The sequence below is a fragment of the Streptosporangium sp. NPDC000563 genome (assembly GCF_040299985.1).
Classification (GTDB): Bacteria; Actinomycetota; Actinomycetes; order Streptosporangiales; family Streptosporangiaceae; genus Streptosporangium.
Window position 1 is genome coordinate 18,728 of record NZ_JBEPDA010000018.1, and the last position, 18,569, is coordinate 37,296.

An 18,569-nucleotide genomic window follows, 5' to 3' on the forward strand; every position below is an offset into this window, starting at 1 on the left:
CGCTCCCCGGCGGCCGCCGGCGGGGGGCGCGCGGCGGGCGGCGGGGGGGGGCGGGCCCCCGCGGGGGGGGGGGGCGCCCGCCGCCCCCCCCCCCCCCCCCCCACGCCGGAAGGCAGGTCTTCTCCTGCGGGACGCCTGAGAACGGTGGCAGCACGGTCCCCCGCGCCGGACGGGCCGGTCAGCGGCACCGAAAAAGCCCGACGCGGGCAAGTGGCGCTCCGGCGCCGGACGACACCTCACGACACCCCGCGACACCCGTTCCGCCTCGCCGGGAACACAGCTCCCGGCGAGGCGGGAACGGGTGTCGCTGCGGTGTGTCCTGGATCACATCGTCTCCGGACAACCGGTCCCGCTCCACGCTGGTCACACTCCGTGTGAACAACACCTCCCGGATCCGGACCGGATCCGCCCCTCATATGACCGCCCTCGCGGCTCCTCGACGGCCCGGTGTGGCGCTGGCCCTGCTCGCGGCCGTGGCGCTGGCGTCAGGCTGCGCCGCGGACTCCTCCTCCGCCCCCCTGCCGGTCGCGTCCTCCTCCGCGCCCGCTCCCTCGACAGGCGCGCCGACCCCCACCCCGGGCTCCGCCGCGGCCGTCCCCGAGCTCTTCGGTACCGAGTTCCAGGCGGCTCCGGAACACGACTGGAGCAAGGGGCGTCCGCCGCCCTTCGAGGGCGTCCTGAGGGGCTGGCTCACCGACGTGGACGAAAACGGGGTGGCCGAGTACCGGCCGATCCGCTTCGTCCAGCGCGGTGGCGAGGACGGTCACTTCGACGGCCCCGAGGAAGGCGACGTGGTCCGCTACCTGGCGCCCATCGCCGAGGACGTGCTGTTTCTCGCCGACAGCGGCTGCGACAACACGACGCAGACCTACGACAAGGCCACCAATCTCGGCACCGAGAGCTGCACCCGTCAGACGTTGATCGACAACGTCAGGGAGGCCGCCTCGCTGACCGGGGTCGAGGGCCTCCACCGGCCGGCCCTGATCACCACGGAGAACGGCAGGATCACCAAGGTTGTCGAGATCTTCTGGCAGGGCGGAGGCTGATCGAGGCCGTCGATCCCGGCGCCTTCGCGCCACTCGCGCCCGGCGGGAACCGGGCGCGGGGCGCGTCCGCGCTTAGGCGCTCACAGCCTGGGGCATAAGCCGTACGACCGAAAACCCCATGATCCCTCCCACGAGAGGGGTTCGGCGAATAGTGTGAGGCAATGGATCGTCGCATCTTCGGGCTTGAGAACGAGTACGGCGTCACCTGCACGTTCAGGGGGCAGCGGCGGCTGTCACCCGACGAGGTAGCGCGTTATCTATTCCGCCGCGTCGTCTCCTGGGGCCGATCGAGCAACGTCTTCCTCCGCAACGGGGCGCGCCTGTATCTGGACGTGGGGAGCCACCCCGAGTACGCCACCCCCGAGTGTGACAACGTGGTGGAGCTCGTCACCCACGACAAGGCGGGCGAGCGCATTCTGGAGGGCCTCCTCGTCGACGCGGAGAAACGCCTCCGTGAGGAGGGGATCGCCGGCGACATCTACCTGTTCAAGAACAACACCGACTCGGCGGGCAACTCCTACGGCTGCCACGAGAACTATCTGGTCGGCCGGCACGGCGAGTTCGGCCGCCTGGCGGACGTGCTGATCCCGTTCCTGGTCACCCGGCAGATCATCTGCGGGGCGGGCAAGGTGCTGCAGACCCCGCGTGGAGCGGTCTACTGCGTCTCCCAGCGGGCCGAGCACATCTGGGAGGGCGTCTCCAGCGCCACCACCCGGTCGCGTCCGATCATCAACACCCGTGACGAGCCGCACGCCGACGCCGAGCGGTTCCGCCGCCTGCACGTCATCGTCGGCGACTCGAACATGAGCGAGACGACCATGCTGCTCAAGGTCGGCGCGACCGACCTGGTGCTTCGCATGATCGAGGCGGGCACCGTGATGCGCGACCTGTCCCTGGAGAACCCGATCCGGGCCATCAGGGAGGTCTCCCACGACATGACCGGGCGGCGGCGGGTGCGGCTGGCCAACGGCCGGGAGGCGTCCTCGCTGGAGATCCAGGAGGAATACCTCTCCAAGGCCCGTGACTTCGTCGACCGCCGCGGCGGAGACGAGGTCAGCCACCGGGTGCTGGAGCTGTGGGAGCGCACGCTCAACGCGGTCGAGACCGGCAGCCTCGACAAGGTCGCCCGCGAGATCGACTGGGTGACCAAGTACCAGCTGATCGAGCGCTACCGCCAGAAGTACGACCTGCCGCTGTCGAGCCCCAGGGTGGCTCAGCTCGACCTCGCCTACCACGACGTGCACCGCCGCCGTGGCCTGTTCTACCTGCTGCAGAAGCGCGGTGCGGTGGAGCGGGTGGCCTCCGACCTGAAGATCTTCGAGGCCAAGTCGGTGCCGCCGCAGACCACCCGGGCCCGACTGCGCGGTGAGTTCATCCGCAAGGCGCAGGAGAAGCGCCGCGACTTCACCGTCGACTGGGTGCACCTGAAGCTCAACGATCAGGCGCAGCGCACCGTGCTGTGCAAGGACCCCTTCCGTAGCGTCGACGAGAGGGTGGACAAGCTCATCGCCGGAATGTGACGGTCATACTTCGGCAAGCTCGTTCCCGGCCTTACCTCCTCCGTACGCCGGGACGGGTAATGTTGCGCGAACCTGACGTCTGCTTGAGGGATACCTATGCGCCGCCGCAGCATGGCCGTACTGGCCGCAGTGCCTTTGATATTCGCCGCAGCATGCGGCTCCGACGGAGGCGCGGCCACCGGCGCCTCCAGTTCCGCCAGCGCGGGCGAGGTCACCGAGCTGCAGGTGACCGGGCAGGCGGGCGCCAAGCCGACCGTCGCGTTCCCGCCGAAGGTCGTCGAGACCTCCTCCTACAAGGTGCTCACCCCCGGCACCACGGGGGAGGCCGCCAAGCCCGGCGCCAGCGTCATCGCCAACTTCACCGTCTTCACCTGGGACGGCAAGGAGAACAAGCTCGCCGGCTCGACCTACGACGAGGGCGGGCCGCAGGTCATCACGCTCAACGAGCAGGTCCCGGAGATCCTCCGCAAGGGCTTCGCCGAGACCAAGGGCGGCGGCAGGTTCATGTCGGTCGTCGCCAAGGACGCGCTGCCCGCCGAGCAGCAGGCGCAGGCCCCTCCCGGCCAGTCGCAGGTCTTCGTGGTCGACGTCGTGGGCGTCCCCCAGGAGAAGGCCGCCAAGGGCACCGCGACCGACCCCGGTCTCGACGGTGTCACGGTGGAGAACCCGGCCGGCGACGCCGCGCCGAAGCTCACCACCAAGACCAAGAAGAAGGCTCCCAAGGAGCTCGTCACCAAGACCGTGATCCAGGGCACGGGCCCCGAGGTCAAGTCCGGCCAGTCGATCCTGGTCCAGTACGCCGGGAAGATCTGGGGTTCGGACGCCGAGTTCGACAGCAGCTGGTCCCGCGGTGCCCAGCCGATCATGTTCCAGATCGGCACCGGCAAGGTCATCAAGGGCTGGGACCAGGGTCTGGTCGGTGTCCCGGTCGGCAGCCGGGTGCTGCTGAGCATCCCGCCGGACCTCGGTTACGGCAAGGAGGGCTCCGGCGAGAAGATCAAGGGCACCGACACCCTGGTCTTCCTGGTCGACGTGCTGGGCGCCTACTGAGCCCGCTGACCGGCTGATCTGACATTCCGCCTCCGGCGGAGGCCCACCGGGCCGCCGCCGGTGCGAGCCGTCCCATCACGGAGCCCGGCCGTACGCGTACGGCCGGGCTCCGTGCTTTTCCGGTTCAGGGCTCGGCCGAGGCCAGGTCCAGGTCAGGACCGGGCGTCGGCGTCGTCCGCCCGGTCTCGTGTCCAGGAAAGGGCGGCCGCGTTCCCGCCCGCCGGGTCCCGTACGGGCGGAGGCGTGAAGTCCGCGACCTCGGCCTACAATCCGCCTGTGAGCGGCGACGATCTCGACACGGTGGCGATACTTCACGACCCGGTGCGCCGGGCCGTCTACGACTACGTGGCCTTCCAGCGCCATGACGTGGGACGTAACGAGGCGGCCGAGGCGGTGGGGGTGCAGCGGACCCTGGCCGCCTTCCACCTCGACAGGCTCGTCGAGGCGGGCCTGCTCGAGAGCGGGTTCCGGCGGTTGACGGAGCGGACGGGGCCCGGCAGCGGCAGGCCGGCGAAGGTGTATCGCAGGGCGCGGGGGGAGTGGCAGGTCAACGTGCCCGCCAGGGACTACCGGACCCTCGCCCTGGTGCTGGCGGAGGCGGTCGAGTCGCTCGGCGGGGACGAGAGGGCCGAGCAGGTGGCCCGGCGTGCGGGAGCCCGGTTCGCCGAGCAGGGTGAGGACCTCGCCGGTGTGCTGCGGCGACGCGGATACGAGCCCTACGAGGAGGACGGCCGGGTGCGGCTGCGCAACTGCCCGTTCCACGTGCCCGCCGAGGAGCATCCGCTGCTGGTCTGCTCGGTGAATTTGGGATTGTGCCGGGGGATGCTCGACGCGCTCGGTCAGGACGCCTCGACGGCCAGGCTGGACCCACGGCCCGGGGAGTGCTGCGTCGCCTTTTCTAAAAATAATGAAGATTGACATAGAAGGACCGTGGATGATCCGCTGTGCCCATGCACCTGGCCCAGATGAACGTCGCCCACATGCGCGCGCCCAAGGACTCCCCCGAACTCGCCTCCTTCATGGCGGGCCTCGAACCCCTCAACCGGCTGGCCGAGGCCGACCCCGGCTTCGTGTGGCGCCTCAAGGGGGGTGACGGTCCCGAGGACACGGTCGAGCACATGTACGGCGACCACCTGCTGATCAACTACTCCGTGTGGCGGTCGCGTGACGCGCTGTGGGAGTACGTCTACCGCAGTGACCACCTGGCGTTCCTGCAGCGGCGCAGGGAGTGGTTCCTGCGCATCGCGCAGCCGTACTCGGTGATGTGGTGGATCCCCGAGGGGTACGAGCCGACCCTTCCCGAGGGGATGGAGCGTCTGGAGAGGCTGAGGGCCGAAGGCCCCACCCCGGAGGCCTTCACCTTCAAGGACTTCTACGACAGGAGCGAGGCCGCGTGGCGCCCGGCGGCGGCCGAGGCGAGGAAGTAGGCGAGGTCCTCGTCCAGACCCCGGCCCATCGTCGACAGGCGCACCGGAGATCCCTGGAGCGCCTCGTACAGGCCGTCCACCGGCACCTCGACCAGCTCGTGGCGGGCGGCGAGCGGGCGTGACTGCTCGGCCACCCGCCTGCCGAAGTCGCCGGGCAGCACGGGCACGGCGACGTGGGCCGGGGCGAGCGCCACCCGGCCGTAGGCGGTGAGCGAGTGGTGCGAGACCCCGATGTGGCGCTCGCGCAGGTCGCCCTCGCTGACCCGCAGCGCCGCCACCGGGCGGCCTCCCAGGACGGCGGCGGCGTTGACCGCCTCGCCGGCCGAGACTCCGGAGAAACCCCAGCGGGTGCCGCTGCCCAGATTGCCCGGTCCCTGGGTGACGATCGCGACGTCGGCCTCCAGGACGTGCCTGGCCGCCAGCAGACCCGTGTGCGGGGTCACCGCCTCCACGTCGCCGCCGAACGCCTGGCCCACGGTGACGACCCCGCACAGCCAGCCGGTCTCCCGCAGCCGTGCGCACGACATGGAGAACCAGGCGGGCAGCGCGCCGCCGTCGAGCATCACGTAGGCGACCCTGAGGGGTCTGCCGCGCTCCGGGCCGTCGGTTTTCTGAGTTTCGCCAGGCTGCGGGGGGTTTTGGCCGTACAGGCCGCAGAGGATCGCGGGCAGGGCCGAGTGCAGGTCGGCGACGATCACCGGCATGCCGTCCACGGAGTCCGCGTCGCGCAGGACCTCGTGGAAGGGCGAATCCTGCTCGTCCGCGCCGAGGACGGTGGCCTGCAACGGGGTGTAGCGTGCCTTCACCAGGTGTCCGGGGCCTTGAGGATCTTGTGGCAAACGGTCGGGGACAGCCACCACCATGGCGTAACCTCCCGTACCGAGACCCATCGCGAGCGCGGTCGTGTTGAGCAGCACCACGTCACCGGGCTCGGGACGTCCCACCAGGGCCGGGTAGGCGAGCGCGCGCGCCTCACCGTCCTCGGTGGTCACGTCGAGTTCCACCGCCCCCGGCCATTCGCGCCGGATCCGTACGACCTCGCCCCTGCGCCATCTGATCACGGGGGAAGGGTAGCGTCACTCGAACAGGAAGGAGGCCGGATGTCGCGCCGGAAGACCGAGCGGCTGCTCAATCTCGTGATCTGCCTGCTGGCCACGCGGCGGCCGCTCAGTGCCGAGCACATCCGCCAGGCGGTGCCCGGTTACGACGCCGACAACGACGAGGCCTTCCAGCGGATGTTCGAGCGGGACAAGAACGAGCTGCGGGAGATAGGCATCCCGATCGAGGTCCACAAGGACCCGTGGGAGGAGGATCCCGGATACCGGATCGTCCGCTCGGCGTACGAGCTGCCGGAGATCACCCTGGAGCCCGACGAGGCCGCCGTGGTCGGCCTGGCGGCACAGGTGTGGCAGCGGGCCAGCTTGGCCGAGGCGGCCAGCGGGGCCCTGCTGAAGCTGCGCGCGGGGGGTGTGCAGACCGACGAGGCCCACGGGGTGCTCGGCGGCGCGCTGGAGCTGCGCGTCGACACCCAGGACCCGTCCTTTCCCGCGCTGTGGGAGGCCGTGCGCGACCGGCGCGCGGTCCGCTTCGCCTACCGGGCGGCGGCGAGCCAGAACGTGCTGACCCGCACGGTGGAGCCGTGGGGCGTCGTCAGCCGCCGGGGCCGCTGGTACATGGTCGGCCACGACCGCGACCGGGAGGCGCCGAGGGTCTTCCGGCTCAGCCGCATCAGCGGGCCGGTCACCACCCTCGGCCGCCCGGGTTCGGTGGTGGTGCCCGAGGACGTCGACATCAAGTCCATGGTCGTCTACAGCGACGCCGCCGTGCGCGAGCGCACCGCCCTTATCCGGGTCAGGCGGGACACCTGCCAGGGGCTGCGCCAGGTGGCGAAGGCGGTGCGGCCCGCCGGCGAGGACTGGGACGAGCTGGACGTCGACTTCACCGACCCCGGCAGGCTGGCCGGATGGATCGTGGGTTTCGCCGCGGACGCGGAGGTCGTCGGCCCCCCGGACGCCCGTGACGCGGTCATCTGCCGCCTGAAGGGAGCTCTCGCGTGAGCACGGCCGACCGCCTGCCCAGGCTGCTCGCACTGGTGCCCTACCTGATGTCGCACCCCGGGGCCCAGGTGCCCGAGGTCGCGAAGATCTTCGGGCTGAGTGAGAAGCAGCTCATCGACGACCTGCAGCTGGTGTGGATGTGCGGGCTGCCCGGCCACACCCCCGGCGACCTGATCGACGTGTCGTGGGACGGCGGGGAGATCGTCATCGACAACGCCGAGACCATCGCCCGCCCGCTGCGGCTGGGCGTGGACGAGGCCAGTGCGCTGCTGGTCGCCCTGCGCCTGCTCGCCGAGATGCCGGAGTTCGGCGAGCGCGACGCGCTGGCCCGGGTCATCGCCAAGTTCGAGCGGGCCTCGGGCGAGGGCGCCGCGGCGGTCAGCAGCCAGGTCGCGGTGGAGGTCGACGCCGCGCCCGACGCGCTGCCCGTCGTCAACGAGGCGCTGCGGCGCGGCAGACGGCTGTCGCTGCGCTACTACGTGCCGGGACGCGACGAGATCACCCCGCGTGAGGTCGACCCGATGCGCCTGGTCGTCGTGGACGGCCGCCCCTACCTGTCGGGCTGGTGTTACCGGGCCGAGGCGGTCCGGCTGTTCCGGCTGGACAGGATGCTCTCCGTCGACGTGCTCGACGTGCCCGCCGACCCGCCCGCGGACGCCGTGGCCGACGAGGTGACGCCCGGGGTGTTCCGGCCCTCGCCGACCGACGAGCTGGTGGAGCTCGAACTCACCCCCGCGGGCCGCTGGGTCGCCGAGTACTACCCGTGCGAGCGGGTCACCGAGCTCGGCGAGGGCCGGGTGCGGGTGGCCCTGCGGGCCAGGGACCAGGGCTGGCTGGTACGCCTGGCGCTGCGTCTCGGGGACACCGGCAGGGTGGTCTCGCCCGCCTCGCTGGACGAGAGCGTCCGGGCCGCGGCCACCGCCGCGCTGAATCGTTATGAGTCGCTTTCCTGACGTACGAAGCCGGAGTCTCCCGACATGAGCTGGATCATCGCCGCGGTCTCACTCGCCTTCGGAGGGCTTGCCCTGCTGGGTTTCCTCGCCGTTCGCGTGCTGCGCGCGGCCGCCGCGCTGAGCCGTGAGGTCGATCGGACGGAGGGGAGACTGGAGCCCGTTCGGGTCCTGTTCGGCGAGCGTACGGCGATCGCGCGGGGCCAAAGGGATGAGTCTGCCGCCGGGGGAGCGTACGATCGGAGGCAAAGACCGCACGTCGCCCGGCGTAAGGATGTGTAATGCCCAACCTCGGACCCACTGAGCTGATCATCATCGGCCTGATCCTGGTGCTGCTCTTCGGTGCCAAGAAGCTGCCGGAAGCCGCCCGCGGGCTCGGCCGGTCGCTGCGCATCTTCAAGTCGGAGACCGCCAAGCTCCGCGACGAGGACGAGACGGAGACCGCGACCGCCACGGTCGTCCAGGCGCAGCCCCAGCCCGCCGCCCCGGCGCCGCAGTCGATCCCGGCGGCGACGCAGCCTCCGGCTCCCGCGCTGAGCGTCGAGGAGGAGGCCCGCCGCCTCGAGGAGCAGGCCGCCCGGCTGCGCGCCCAGGCCGGAGCGCCCAAGCAGCAGTGATCGGCGGTAGCCTGAAGATCTACCCCCATCACTCGACTCGTCACCCCAGGATTCGCGAATGGCGCTGCTGAAGTGGCCCAAATCGGGCCGGAATGGGGCGGCACCGTCGCCCGCAGAGGCGGGCGACGGTCGCATGCCGCTCATGGAGCACCTGCGCGAGCTGCGTAACCGGCTGGTCATCGCCCTGCTCGGCTTGGTCGCCGGCACCATCGTCGGTTTCATCTTCTTCGATCCGATCTGGCAGTTCGTGTCGGCGCCCTACTGTGGGCTCCCGCAGGCGCAGGAGCTGCGGTCCGGTCAGTGCACGATGCTGATCCTCGGCGTCTTCGACTCCTTCTTCGTGAACCTCAAGGTCGCCGCGATGTTCGGCCTCGTGGTCTCCTCGCCGATCTGGCTCTGGCAGATCTGGGGCTTCGTCACCCCGGGCCTGTACCGCAACGAGAAGCGCTACTCGATCCTGTTCATGGTGCTGGCCGTCCCGCTGTTCCTCGCGGGCGCCGCCCTGGCCTACTTCGTGATGGACACGGGCCTGTCGATCCTGCTGGGCTTCGCCCCGCCGGGATCGGTGGTCGGCCTCACGATCGACGAGTATCTCAGCTACGCGCTGATCATGATCATCGTGTTCGGCATCTCCTTCGAGTTGCCGCTGCTCATGGTGTTCCTGAACATCATCGGGGTGCTGCCGCGCTCGCTGGTGGCCAAGCACCGCCGCATGGTCATCTTCCTCATGTTCGTCTTCGGCGCGGTCGCCACCCCCGGTGGCGACCCGTTCACGATGATCGCGCTCGCTCTGCCGATGGTGCTGCTGTTCGGCCTGGCCGAGGGGTTCATGTATCTCAGGGAGAGAAGACAACCCAAGGGTGAGGACTTCTCCCACCTCTCCGACGACGAGGCCTCCTCGCTCGACGACGACATCTCGTCCGTGGGCGCCGTGACCCCGGTCGACGAACCGGCTCCTATCGATTCGAGAACGACCGACACCGATCCCGGCAAATAGCGGATAAGTTCCGGTCTGTGCCCGCAGAGATCGCAGTCCTCGTCAACCCCGCCGCCCGCGGCGGCCGTTCCCGGGGACTGCTCTCCCCGGTGCTCGACCGCCTGCGGCAGGGCGGGCGCGAGGTCTCGGTGATCCTCGGAGACTCCGCCTCCGACGCGCTCGAACGCGCCTGCACAGCGGTCGCCGAGGAGCCGGAGGCGCTGGTGGCCTTCGGCGGCGACGGCCTGGTCCACCTCGCCGTCCAGGCGGTCGCGGGCAGCGGCGTGCCGCTGGGCGTCATCCCCGTGGGCACGGGCAACGACATCGCCGCCGCGCTCGGCATCCCGCTGAAGGCGCCGCTCGCCGCGGCCGACACCGTGTTGCGCGGGCGGGTGCGCACGGTCGACGCCGTGAAGGCGGGCGAGGACGAGTGGTTCGCCGGGGTGCTGGCCTGTGGCTTCGACTCCCGGGTCAACGAGCGGGCCAACACCATGACCTGGCCGCCGGGTATGGCGAGATATCTCGTCGCCCTCGCCGAGGAACTGCGCTCCTTCCGGCCCATCCCGTTCAGGATCGGCCTGGACGACGAGACCGTCGAGCGTGAGGCGATGCTCGTCGCGGTCGGCAACACCCGTTCCTACGGCGCGGGCATGCGTGTGTGCCCCGGCGCGGTCCCCGACGACGGCCTGCTGGACGTGACGATCCTCGGGGCCATCCCCAAGATGGAGTTCCTGCGCACCTTCCCCCGCGTCTACCGGGGCTCCCACGGCGCCCATCCCGCCGTCACCATGCTCCGCGCCCGCCGGGTGACCCTGGAGGCCCAGGGAGTGATCGCCTACGCCGACGGCGAGCGGATCGGCCCCACCCCGCTGACATGCGAGATCGTCCCCGGCGCGCTGGCGGTCCTCGTCTAGGGCCACCGGCGTACGCCGGCGGTCCTGGACGAGGACCGTGCGGCGCCGCCCGGACGGCCCGCCGGGGTGGCCCACGCGATCGACGGGATCCGGGGAGAAGGGGGACGGGCCGGAATCCCGATATCGGTAGGCTGGAGCCATGACGACCCCAGCGGAACGATACGCTGCCTTCCGTCAGAGCCAGGCCGAGAGCGGGCCGGCGCTGACCTCGTTCCGCGGTCTTTACGACTTCGAGCTGGACGACTTCCAGCTCGACGCCTGCCGGGCGCTGGAGGCCGGTGACGGGGTCCTCGTGGCGGCGCCCACCGGCTCGGGCAAGACCGTCGTGGGCGAGTTCGCGGTGCACCTCGCCCTGCGCGAGGGCCGCAAGTGCTTCTACACCACCCCGATCAAGGCGCTGTCCAACCAGAAGTACAACGACCTGGTCAAGCGATACGGCATCGACAAGGTGGGCCTGCTCACCGGCGACAACAGCGTCAACGGCGAGGCTCCCATCGTCGTCATGACGACCGAGGTGCTGCGCAACATGCTCTACGCCGGGTCCTCCACCCTGGCGGGGCTCGGTTTCGTGGTCATGGACGAGGTCCACTACCTCGCCGACCGGTTCCGCGGCGCGGTCTGGGAGGAAGTGATCATCCACCTGCCCGAGTCGGTGCGCCTGGTCGCCCTGTCGGCCACGGTCAGCAACGCCGAGGAGTTCGGCGAGTGGATGGGAGAGGTCCGCGGCGACACCAGCGTCATCGTCGACGAGCACCGCCCGGTCCCGCTCTGGCAGCACATGCTCGTCGGCAGCCGCCTCTACGACCTGTTCGTCACCGGAGACGACGACCGGCGCCCGCAGATCAACCCCAACCTCCTGCGCATCGCCAAGGACGAGGAGCGCCAGGCGTACGGCAGGGGGCGCCGCGGCTACTCACGGCCTCGCAGGAACGGTCCGCCGGACCGTGCCGCGGCCATCGAGCGCCTGGACGCCGACGCCCTGCTGCCCGCGATCACGTTCATCTTCTCCAGGGCGGGCTGCGACGCCGCCGTCATGCAGTGCCTGCACGACGGCATCCGGCTCACCACCGACGCCGAGCGTCACGAGATCCGGCAGATCGTCGACGAGCGCACCGCGCACCTGCCCGACGAGGACCTGGGTGTGCTCGGCTACCTGGAGTGGCGCGACGCCCTGGAGCGCGGCCTGGCCGCCCACCACGCGGGGATGCTCCCCGCCTTCAAGGAGGTCGTCGAGGAACTGTTCACCCGGGGCCTGGTCAAGGCCGTGTTCGCCACCGAGACGCTCGCGCTGGGCATCAACATGCCCGCCCGCTCCGTGGTGATCGAGAAACTCGACAAGTGGAACGGCGAGACCCACGCCGACCTCACCCCCGGCGAGTACACCCAGCTCACCGGACGGGCCGGGCGCCGAGGCATCGACGTGGAGGGCCACGCGGTCGTCCAGTGGCAGCCGGGCACCGACCCGCTCCAGGTCGCCGGCCTGGCCAGCACCCGCACCTACCCGCTGCGCTCCAGCTTCCGTCCCTCCTACAACATGGCCGTCAACCTCGTCGGCCAGGTGGGCAGGGAGCGGGCCAGGACCCTCCTGGAGTCCTCGTTCGCGCAGTTCCAGGCCGACCGGGCCGTGGTGGGCATCGCCAAGCAGGTGCGCCGAGCGGAGGAGGCCCTGGAGGGCTACCGCCAGGCGATGACCTGCCATCTGGGCGACTTCGAGGAGTACGCCGCGATGCGCAGGGCCCTGTCCGACCGGGAGGCCGAGCTGTCGCGCCGGCGCGGCGCGGCCCGCAGGACGCAGGCGCTGCGCTCGCTGGAGGCGCTCAAGCCAGGTGACATCATCAGGGTGCCCGGCGGGCGCAGGGCCGGTCTGGCCGTCGTCCTCGACCCCGGCCTCAACTCCCGGGGAGAGGGGCCCTCCCCGCTGGTGCTGACCATCGGCAAGCAGGTCAAGAAGCTGTCACCGGCCGACTTTCCCGTTCCGGTCGAGCCGGTCGAGCACCTGCGCATCCCGAAGAACTTCAACGCCCGCTCGCCCAAGGAGCGGGCCAACCTGGTCTCCTCGGTGCACGCCAAGATCGGCGACCGTGACTTCGGCAAGCCCGTGCGGGCACGCGACCACGCCGCGGAGGACGACGAGATCAACCGGCTGCGCACCGAGATCCGCCGGCATCCCTGTCACGGGTGTGACGAGCGCGAGGACCACGCCCGCTGGGCCGAGCGCTACCACAAGCTGCTCCGCGAGACCGAGGGCCTGCGCCGCAGGGTCGAGGGCCGCTCCCACGTCATCGCCCGCACCTTCGACAAGGTCTGCGGGGTGCTCGACCAGCTCGGCTACCTCGACGGTGAGAGCGTCACCGCGGAGGGCCGCCGCCTGGCCCAGCTCTACACCGAGCTGGACCTGCTGACCGCCGAGTGCCTGCGCGCGGGACTCTGGAACAACCTGGACCCGGCCGAGCTGGCCGCGTGTGTGTCGTCGCTGGTCTTCGAGTCGCGGCAGGCCGACGACGCCCGCCAGCCCAGGCTCCCCGCGGGAGCGGCTCAGAAGACGCTGGCGGACATGGTGCGCCTGTGGGGTGAGCTGGATTCGATCGAGAGCGATCACGGCCTGTCGTTCATCAGGGAGCCCGACTTCGGCTTCGCCTGGGCGGCCTTCCGCTGGGCCAAGGGTCACAGCCTGGACGCCGTGCTCCGTGACGGCGTGCCCGGCGCGGAACTGGCCGCGGGAGACTTCGTCCGCTGGACCAAGCAGCTGCTCGACCTCCTCGGTCAGATCTCCGACGCGGCCCCGGCGGGGAGCAAGGTGAAGCAGACCGCGGGCAAGTCGATGGACGCCCTGCGGCGCGGGGTGGTGGCCTACTCGTCCCTGACCTGAGCTCCTGCCGCCGGCCTGCGGCCTCCGCGGCCGGAAACCCGGTCGCGGAGGCCCGGTGGAGGGCTTCGCGGGACCTTGAGCGAGTCCGGGAGCGGGTCAGGCCAGGCTGAAGCGGACCTCGCGGGTGGCCGGGTCGGCGCGTGTCAGCCGCACGCGTACGGCCTCTCCCAGCGGGAGCCCCTCGCCGTCGCAGCGGGCCACCACCGCGGGGTCGGTGACCTGCACCTGACCCCACGGCCGGTCCTCGGCCACGTCGATCACCACGGCGTCGAACGTCTGGCCCACCCGCTCGCGCAGGACGAATGCCTCCACCAGGTCCACGCACGCCCGCTCGACGCCGCCCGCGCGGCGCCCGGTGGCATGCATGATCTCCGGCAGTTCGCCCATGGTCCGCTGGATCTCCTGGGGCACCGGCTCGCCCGCCGCGATGGCCAGGCAGATCTCCGTGGCGTAGCGGTCGATGAGGCGGCGCAGCGGAGCGGTCACGTGCGCGTACGGTGCCCCCACGGCGGCGTGCTCCGCCTGCGCGGGCGGCTCGCCGTTGAAGGCGACGTATCCGGCGCCGCGCAGCAGCACCGTCGACTCCTGCAGGAACGCGGCCTGCTCGGGGATCCTCGGGTCGAGGGAGTGGACGACGTCGCCGTACCCGGCACCCTCGGGCCAGGGCACGCCCAGCGCGGCGGCCACCCGGCGGACCTGGACGATCCTCTCGGCGGGGGCGGGCGGCAGCACCCGCAGCAGGCCGATCTCGGCGTCCAGCATCATGGAGGCGGCGGCCATGCCCGTCAGCAGCGAGAGTTGCGCGTTCCACGCCTCGGCGGCGAGCGGGGCGCGGAACTCGACCCGGTAGCCGTTCTTCTCCGGGACGACCTCCTGGTCGGGGGTGGGCAGCGTCACGCCGCCCCTGGCCCGCTCCTGGGCGAGCCTGAGCCGGCCGATCTCGGCCAGCAGCCGAAGAGTGCCGTCGGCGGTGCCGGTGTCGACCGCGGCCTGCGCGTAGTCGTAGTCGAGCCGCTCGCGGCTGCGTACCAGTGCCCTGCTCACGTCCGCGCCGACGATCAGGCCCTCGGCGTCCAGGTCGACGCACCACAGCGCGGCGGGCCGGGTCACCCCCGGCAGCAGGCTGGCGGCACCCTCTGACAGGACGGGCGGATGCAGCGGCACGCGCCCGTCGGGCAGGTAGACCGTCTCGCCGCGGAGGCGGGCCTCGGCGTCGATCGCGCCACCGGGCCTGACGAACGCCCCGACGTCGGCGATGGCGTACCAGACGCGGTAGCCGCCGGACCGCTCCTCCAGATGCACGGCCTGGTCGAGGTCCATCGCGCCCGGAGGGTCGATGGTGATCAGGGGCAGGTCGGTACGGTCCAGCCGGGGCAGGGCGGGCACCTCGGCGACCCACTCGGCCTCGTCGATCACCGCCCGGGGAAATCCGTCGGGCAGTTTCATCTCACGGCGGATCCGCTCGAAACCGTCGCCGAGCCGTGGATGGGCCCTTTCGGGCACCAGGATGCTCTTGTGAGGCACAGGGAGCAACCTACCGGCTCGCGGCGGACTGCTCACCGGCCGGTCGGGGCGACGGTGATCGGCATGCTGATCGGCACGGCGGAAGAGCAGGTCGGAGGCGGGAAGGCAGGGGACGAGCCGTCAGAGCGCCGAGGTCAGGCGCTCCAGCGGCCCGGACAGGCCGTAGCGCTCACTCAGGGCGGCGAGCGCCTCCGGATCACGGGGCTTGGCGGGAAGCGCGATGTCCACCTCGGGAAGGGGGACGTCGCGGGCGACCCGGACCACCTCGGGGGCCACCCGCAGGTAGTCGCGGGCCGCCGACAGCCTGGCGCGCTGCCCGGCGGTCAGGTCGCCCCCTCCCTCACCCCCGTCGAGGGCCCGCAGCAGCGCCTCCAGCGAGCCGAACCGGGTGATCAGGGCCGCGGCGGTCTTGTCGCCCACCCCCGGCACGCCCGGCAGCCCGTCGCTGGGGTCGCCGCGCAGGGTGGCGAAGTCGGCGTACGAGCGGCCCGGGACACCGTATTTCTCGGTGACGGCGGCCTCGTCGACCAGCTGGAGGTTCTTGACCCCCCTCGCGGTGTAGAGGATCCGGACCGGACGGGAGTCGTCGACCAGCTGGAACAGGTCGCGGTCGCCGGTGACGACGTCGACCTGACCGCTCGCGCGCGTGGTGAACGTGCCCATCACGTCGTCGGCCTCGTAGCCGGGAACACCGACGAGGGCGATGCCCACCGCGTCGAGCACCCGCTCGATCACCGGCACCTGCGGGGCGAGCGTGTCGGGAGTCTCCTCGGCACCGCCCTCGACGAGCCGATGGGTCTTGTACGTCGGGATGGCCGCCACCCGGAAGGCCGGGCGCCAGTCGGCGTCCATGCAGGCGACGAGTTCGGTGGGGGAGTGCCGCCGGACCAACATGGCGATCATGTCGATGACGCCGCGCACCGCGTTGACGGGCATCCCGTCGGGGGCGGTCATCGACTCGGGGATGCCGTAGAAGGCGCGGTAGTACAGCGAGGGGGTGTCAAGGAGCATCAGGCCGGGCATGGCGACCATTTAACCAATCAGCCGAGCACTCCGATCGCCAGAACGCAGGTGTCGTCCTCGGGGTTGGGGCCGCCGATCACCTCGATGAGCCGGTCGAGCCCGTTGTCCGGGTCTCCTCGCAGCAGGGCCGCGGCCTCCATGGTCAGCGCGAGTCCCTCGTCGATGTCGCGGGTGCGCCGCTCCACCAGCCCGTCGGTGAACAGCAGCAGGAGGTCACCCTCCCGCAGCTCGACCCCGGCCGTCTCGTACGGTTCGTCAGGGGTGGCGCCCAGCAGCACCCCGGCGGGCGGGTCGAGCTGGGTGGCCGTCCCCTCACGGACCAGGATCGGCGCGGGGTGCCCCGCCTGCCCCCAGGTGAACGTCCTGGTGTCCGGGTCGAGATGGCCGACGACCGCGGTCGCCGTCGTCTCGGGCATCCGGTGCAGCACGAGGTCGTTGAGCCAGGCGAGCAGCCTGGCGGGGGAGTGGCCGGTCATCGCGAGGCCGATCAGGGCGTGGCGCAGCTGGGCCATCTGGGAGATCGCGGGCATCCCGTGTCCGGACACGTCGCCGATGGCTAGCAGCACCCTGCCGTCGGCGAGGGGAACGGCGTCGTACCAGTCGCCGCCCAGGCCGGGGTCGACCCCGGCCGCGACGTAGCGGACCGCGATGCGCGCGTGCGGCAGGTCGATGCTGTCTCCCAGGCCCGGCATGATCGCCTCGCGCAGGGTCACGCTCATGTCGTGCTCCTCCGCGACCTGCTCACGGATCCGCAGCAGCTTGCTGCGCGACTCCGACATGATCCGCTCGGCGCGGCGGCGGCCGGTGATGTCCTGGACGACGCCGTGCACGCTGAGATGCCCGTCGCTCACGACGGGGTCGAGCGCGGCGCGCAGGTGGCGCAGCTCACCGCGGCGGCGGATGCGGAACTCGGCCTCCCCGGCCTGGGCCCGGTGCACGACGGACCACAGCAGCCGGTCGAGGTCGGGCCGGTCGGCCGCCTCGACGTGACCGACCAGGTCACGCAGGTGGATCGGGCCGTCGCCGGGGGCGCGGCCGAATATGGTGTACGCCTGATCGGACCAGGTGGACTCTCCGGTCTGGAGATCCCACTCGGCCCAGCCCATCTCACCCATGCGCTCCGCGTGCGCGAGGCGTGCGGTGAGGAGGTGTCGCTCAACGGCCATGTGCTCGTCCGGTTCACCGCGTGACCGCTGTGCCGTCTCAGCGGCGGTCGATGAGGCCGGACCGGTCACCTGGTCGTTTCGTGGGTGGAGGGGTGGCTGGTGGCCGCCCACTACGCCGACCATGTAGCTCGCTCTCGATGTGTGGCTTTATGGATACTTTGCCAACAAAGTGTGATCGTACTTCAACAGATTGTAGTGGTGAGGCTGCTCTCGTGCCTTCCTTTCCCCGACTTTCGGTTCCGGGGCGGGGCCCGGATGCGTCGCCGTTCCGCCGGGGATTAGATTGGTCGGCGTGACGACGGAGCCCTCTGATCTCTATCCCGTGACCCGCCTGGCCGCCGTCCGCGAGGCGACCGCCGCCGCCGGGCTCGACGCGCTGCTGCTCACGCCAGGCCCCGACCTTCGCTACGTGACCGGTTACGAGGCGCTGCCGCTGGAGCGGCTCACCTGCCTGGTGCTGCCGGCCGAGGGCGAGGCGTTCCTGATGGTGCCCCGCCTGGAGCTGCCGGCGGCCGAGCGCTCCCCGGCGTCGCGGCTCGGCGTCGAGTTCGTCCCGTGGGACGAGACCGACGATCCGTACGCGGTCGTCGGCCGGCGGCTGGGCGCGGTCCGCAAGGTCGGCCTCGCCGACCGGATGTGGGCGATGCAGTCGCTGCGCCTGCGCGACGCGATCCCCGGGGCCGAGCAGGTGCTCGCCGGGACCGTCCTGCGCGGGCTGAGGATGCGCAAGACCCCGGCAGAGGTGGCGGCGCTGCGCAGGGCGGGGGCCGCGATCGACGCCGTCCACGCCCAGGTGCCCGGTTTCCTGCGGGCGGGCAGGACCGAGCGCGAGATCGGCAGGGACATCACCGAGGCGATCCTCGCGACCGGTCACTCCACCGTCGACTTCGTCATCGTCGGCTCAGGGCCCAACGGCGCCAGCCCGCACCACGAGCTGTCGGACCGCGTCGTGCGGGAGCGCGAGCCGATCGTGGTCGACATCGGGGGCCAGATGCCCGACGGCTACTGCTCGGACTCCACGCGCGTCTACGCCGTCGGCGAGCCTCCGGCGGGCTTCCTGAAGTACTACGAGGTGCTCAGGCGGGCCCAGCAGGCCGCCTGCGACGCCGTGCGCCCCGGGGTGCCGTGCGAGGCGGTCGACGCCGCCGCGCGAGAGGTGATCACGGCCGAGGGCTACGGCGAGTACTTCATCCACCGCACCGGTCACGGCATCGGCCTGGAGACCCACGAGGAGCCCTACATCGTCACGGGCAACGCCGAGCCGCTGGCGCCCGGCTTCGCCTTCTCCGTCGAGCCGGGCATCTACCTGCCGGGAGCCCACGGCGCCCGCATCGAGGACATCCTCGTCTGCACCGACGAGGGTGGCGAGCGGGTCAACCACCGCCCGCGCGAGCTGGTGGTCGTCTAGGACGGAGCGGTCCGCGCGCCGG

Annotated in this window: 17 protein-coding genes; 13 read left to right on the top strand and 4 right to left on the bottom strand. The window is 71.3% G+C overall.

Annotation, left to right across the window (positions count from 1 at the left end):
• Window positions 1-416 precede the first annotated feature (416 nt).
• The 5 genes from ABT352_RS29930 to ABT352_RS29950 all read left to right on the top strand — a co-directional run bounded on the left by ABT352_RS29930 (window position 417) and on the right by ABT352_RS29950 (window position 5,043).
• Window positions 417-1,046, top strand: coding sequence for a hypothetical protein (locus tag ABT352_RS29930; RefSeq protein ID WP_350948305.1), 630 nt, complete (start codon window positions 417-419; stop codon window positions 1,044-1,046).
• 161 nt (window positions 1,047-1,207) lie between these two features.
• Window positions 1,208-2,566 (top strand): Pup--protein ligase, encoded by a 1,359-nt coding sequence (gene pafA / locus ABT352_RS29935; RefSeq protein ID WP_350948306.1) that lies wholly within the window; start codon window positions 1,208-1,210, stop codon window positions 2,564-2,566.
• Between the two features lie 96 nt (window positions 2,567-2,662).
• Window positions 2,663-3,616 carry an FKBP-type peptidyl-prolyl cis-trans isomerase gene (locus ABT352_RS29940; protein ID WP_350948307.1) on the top strand — a complete coding sequence of 318 codons (954 nt, stop codon included), beginning with the start codon at window positions 2,663-2,665 and terminating at the stop codon, window positions 3,614-3,616.
• A 276-nt stretch (window positions 3,617-3,892) separates the two neighbouring features.
• On the top strand, window positions 3,893-4,534 hold the full coding sequence (locus ABT352_RS29945) for a helix-turn-helix transcriptional regulator (protein WP_350948308.1): 642 nt from the start codon (window positions 3,893-3,895) through the stop codon (window positions 4,532-4,534).
• Between the two features lie 32 nt (window positions 4,535-4,566).
• Complete coding sequence (locus ABT352_RS29950; RefSeq protein WP_350948456.1) at window positions 4,567-5,043, top strand: DUF3291 domain-containing protein; 477 nt, start codon at window positions 4,567-4,569, stop codon at window positions 5,041-5,043.
• Here the strand turns inward: ABT352_RS29950 and ABT352_RS29955 are convergent.
• Window positions 4,989-6,104, bottom strand: a complete 1,116-nt coding sequence (locus tag ABT352_RS29955; RefSeq protein ID WP_350948309.1) for a DUF3866 family protein — start codon at window positions 6,102-6,104, stop codon at window positions 4,989-4,991. The genes ABT352_RS29950 and ABT352_RS29955 overlap by 55 nt on opposite strands.
• A gap of 39 nt (window positions 6,105-6,143) precedes the next feature.
• Here ABT352_RS29955 and ABT352_RS29960 point away from each other — a divergent pair, with 39 nt between their 5' ends.
• The 7 genes from ABT352_RS29960 to ABT352_RS29990 all read left to right on the top strand — a co-directional run bounded on the left by ABT352_RS29960 (window position 6,144) and on the right by ABT352_RS29990 (window position 13,426).
• Window positions 6,144-7,100 carry a helix-turn-helix transcriptional regulator gene (locus tag ABT352_RS29960; RefSeq protein ID WP_350948310.1) on the top strand — a complete coding sequence of 319 codons (957 nt, stop codon included), beginning with the start codon at window positions 6,144-6,146 and terminating at the stop codon, window positions 7,098-7,100.
• Entirely contained in the window at window positions 7,097-8,053 is a 957-nt protein-coding gene (locus ABT352_RS29965; protein WP_350948311.1) for a helix-turn-helix transcriptional regulator, read from the top strand. The genes ABT352_RS29960 and ABT352_RS29965 overlap by 4 nt, the downstream gene beginning before the upstream one ends.
• A 24-nt stretch (window positions 8,054-8,077) precedes the next feature.
• Window positions 8,078-8,332 carry a hypothetical protein gene (locus ABT352_RS29970; RefSeq protein ID WP_350948312.1) on the top strand — a complete coding sequence of 85 codons (255 nt, stop codon included), beginning with the start codon at window positions 8,078-8,080 and terminating at the stop codon, window positions 8,330-8,332.
• Complete coding sequence (gene tatA / locus ABT352_RS29975) at window positions 8,332-8,667, top strand: Sec-independent protein translocase subunit TatA (protein ID WP_350948313.1); 336 nt, start codon at window positions 8,332-8,334, stop codon at window positions 8,665-8,667. Before ABT352_RS29970 ends, tatA begins: the two co-directional genes overlap by 1 nt.
• Window positions 8,668-8,725: 58 nt before the next feature.
• Complete coding sequence (tatC, locus tag ABT352_RS29980) at window positions 8,726-9,664, top strand: twin-arginine translocase subunit TatC (protein WP_350948314.1); 939 nt, start codon at window positions 8,726-8,728, stop codon at window positions 9,662-9,664.
• Window positions 9,665-9,681: 17 nt separating this feature from the next.
• A complete protein-coding gene (locus tag ABT352_RS29985) occupies window positions 9,682-10,557 on the top strand; it encodes a diacylglycerol/lipid kinase family protein (protein WP_350948315.1) in 876 nt (291 codons plus the stop codon).
• A gap of 139 nt (window positions 10,558-10,696) precedes the next feature.
• Entirely contained in the window at window positions 10,697-13,426 is a 2,730-nt protein-coding gene (locus ABT352_RS29990) for a DEAD/DEAH box helicase (RefSeq protein WP_350948316.1), read from the top strand.
• Window positions 13,427-13,522: 96 nt separating this feature from the next.
• Here the strand turns inward: ABT352_RS29990 and ABT352_RS29995 are convergent, their stop codons facing one another.
• The 3 genes from ABT352_RS29995 to ABT352_RS30005 all read right to left on the bottom strand — a co-directional run bounded on the left by ABT352_RS29995 (window position 13,523) and on the right by ABT352_RS30005 (window position 17,139).
• Entirely contained in the window at window positions 13,523-14,950 is a 1,428-nt protein-coding gene (locus ABT352_RS29995) for an RNB domain-containing ribonuclease (RefSeq protein WP_350948317.1), read from the bottom strand.
• A gap of 120 nt (window positions 14,951-15,070) precedes the next feature.
• A complete protein-coding gene (locus ABT352_RS30000; RefSeq protein WP_350948318.1) occupies window positions 15,071-15,973 on the bottom strand; it encodes a 5'-3' exonuclease in 903 nt (300 codons plus the stop codon).
• 17 nt (window positions 15,974-15,990) lie between these two features.
• Window positions 15,991-17,139, bottom strand: a complete 1,149-nt coding sequence (locus tag ABT352_RS30005; protein ID WP_350948319.1) for a PP2C family protein-serine/threonine phosphatase — start codon at window positions 17,137-17,139, stop codon at window positions 15,991-15,993.
• A gap of 292 nt (window positions 17,140-17,431) precedes the next feature.
• Here ABT352_RS30005 and ABT352_RS30010 point away from each other — a divergent pair, with 292 nt between their 5' ends.
• Complete coding sequence (locus ABT352_RS30010; RefSeq protein ID WP_350948320.1) at window positions 17,432-18,547, top strand: M24 family metallopeptidase; 1,116 nt, start codon at window positions 17,432-17,434, stop codon at window positions 18,545-18,547.
• Window positions 18,548-18,569: the final 22 nt, after the last annotated feature.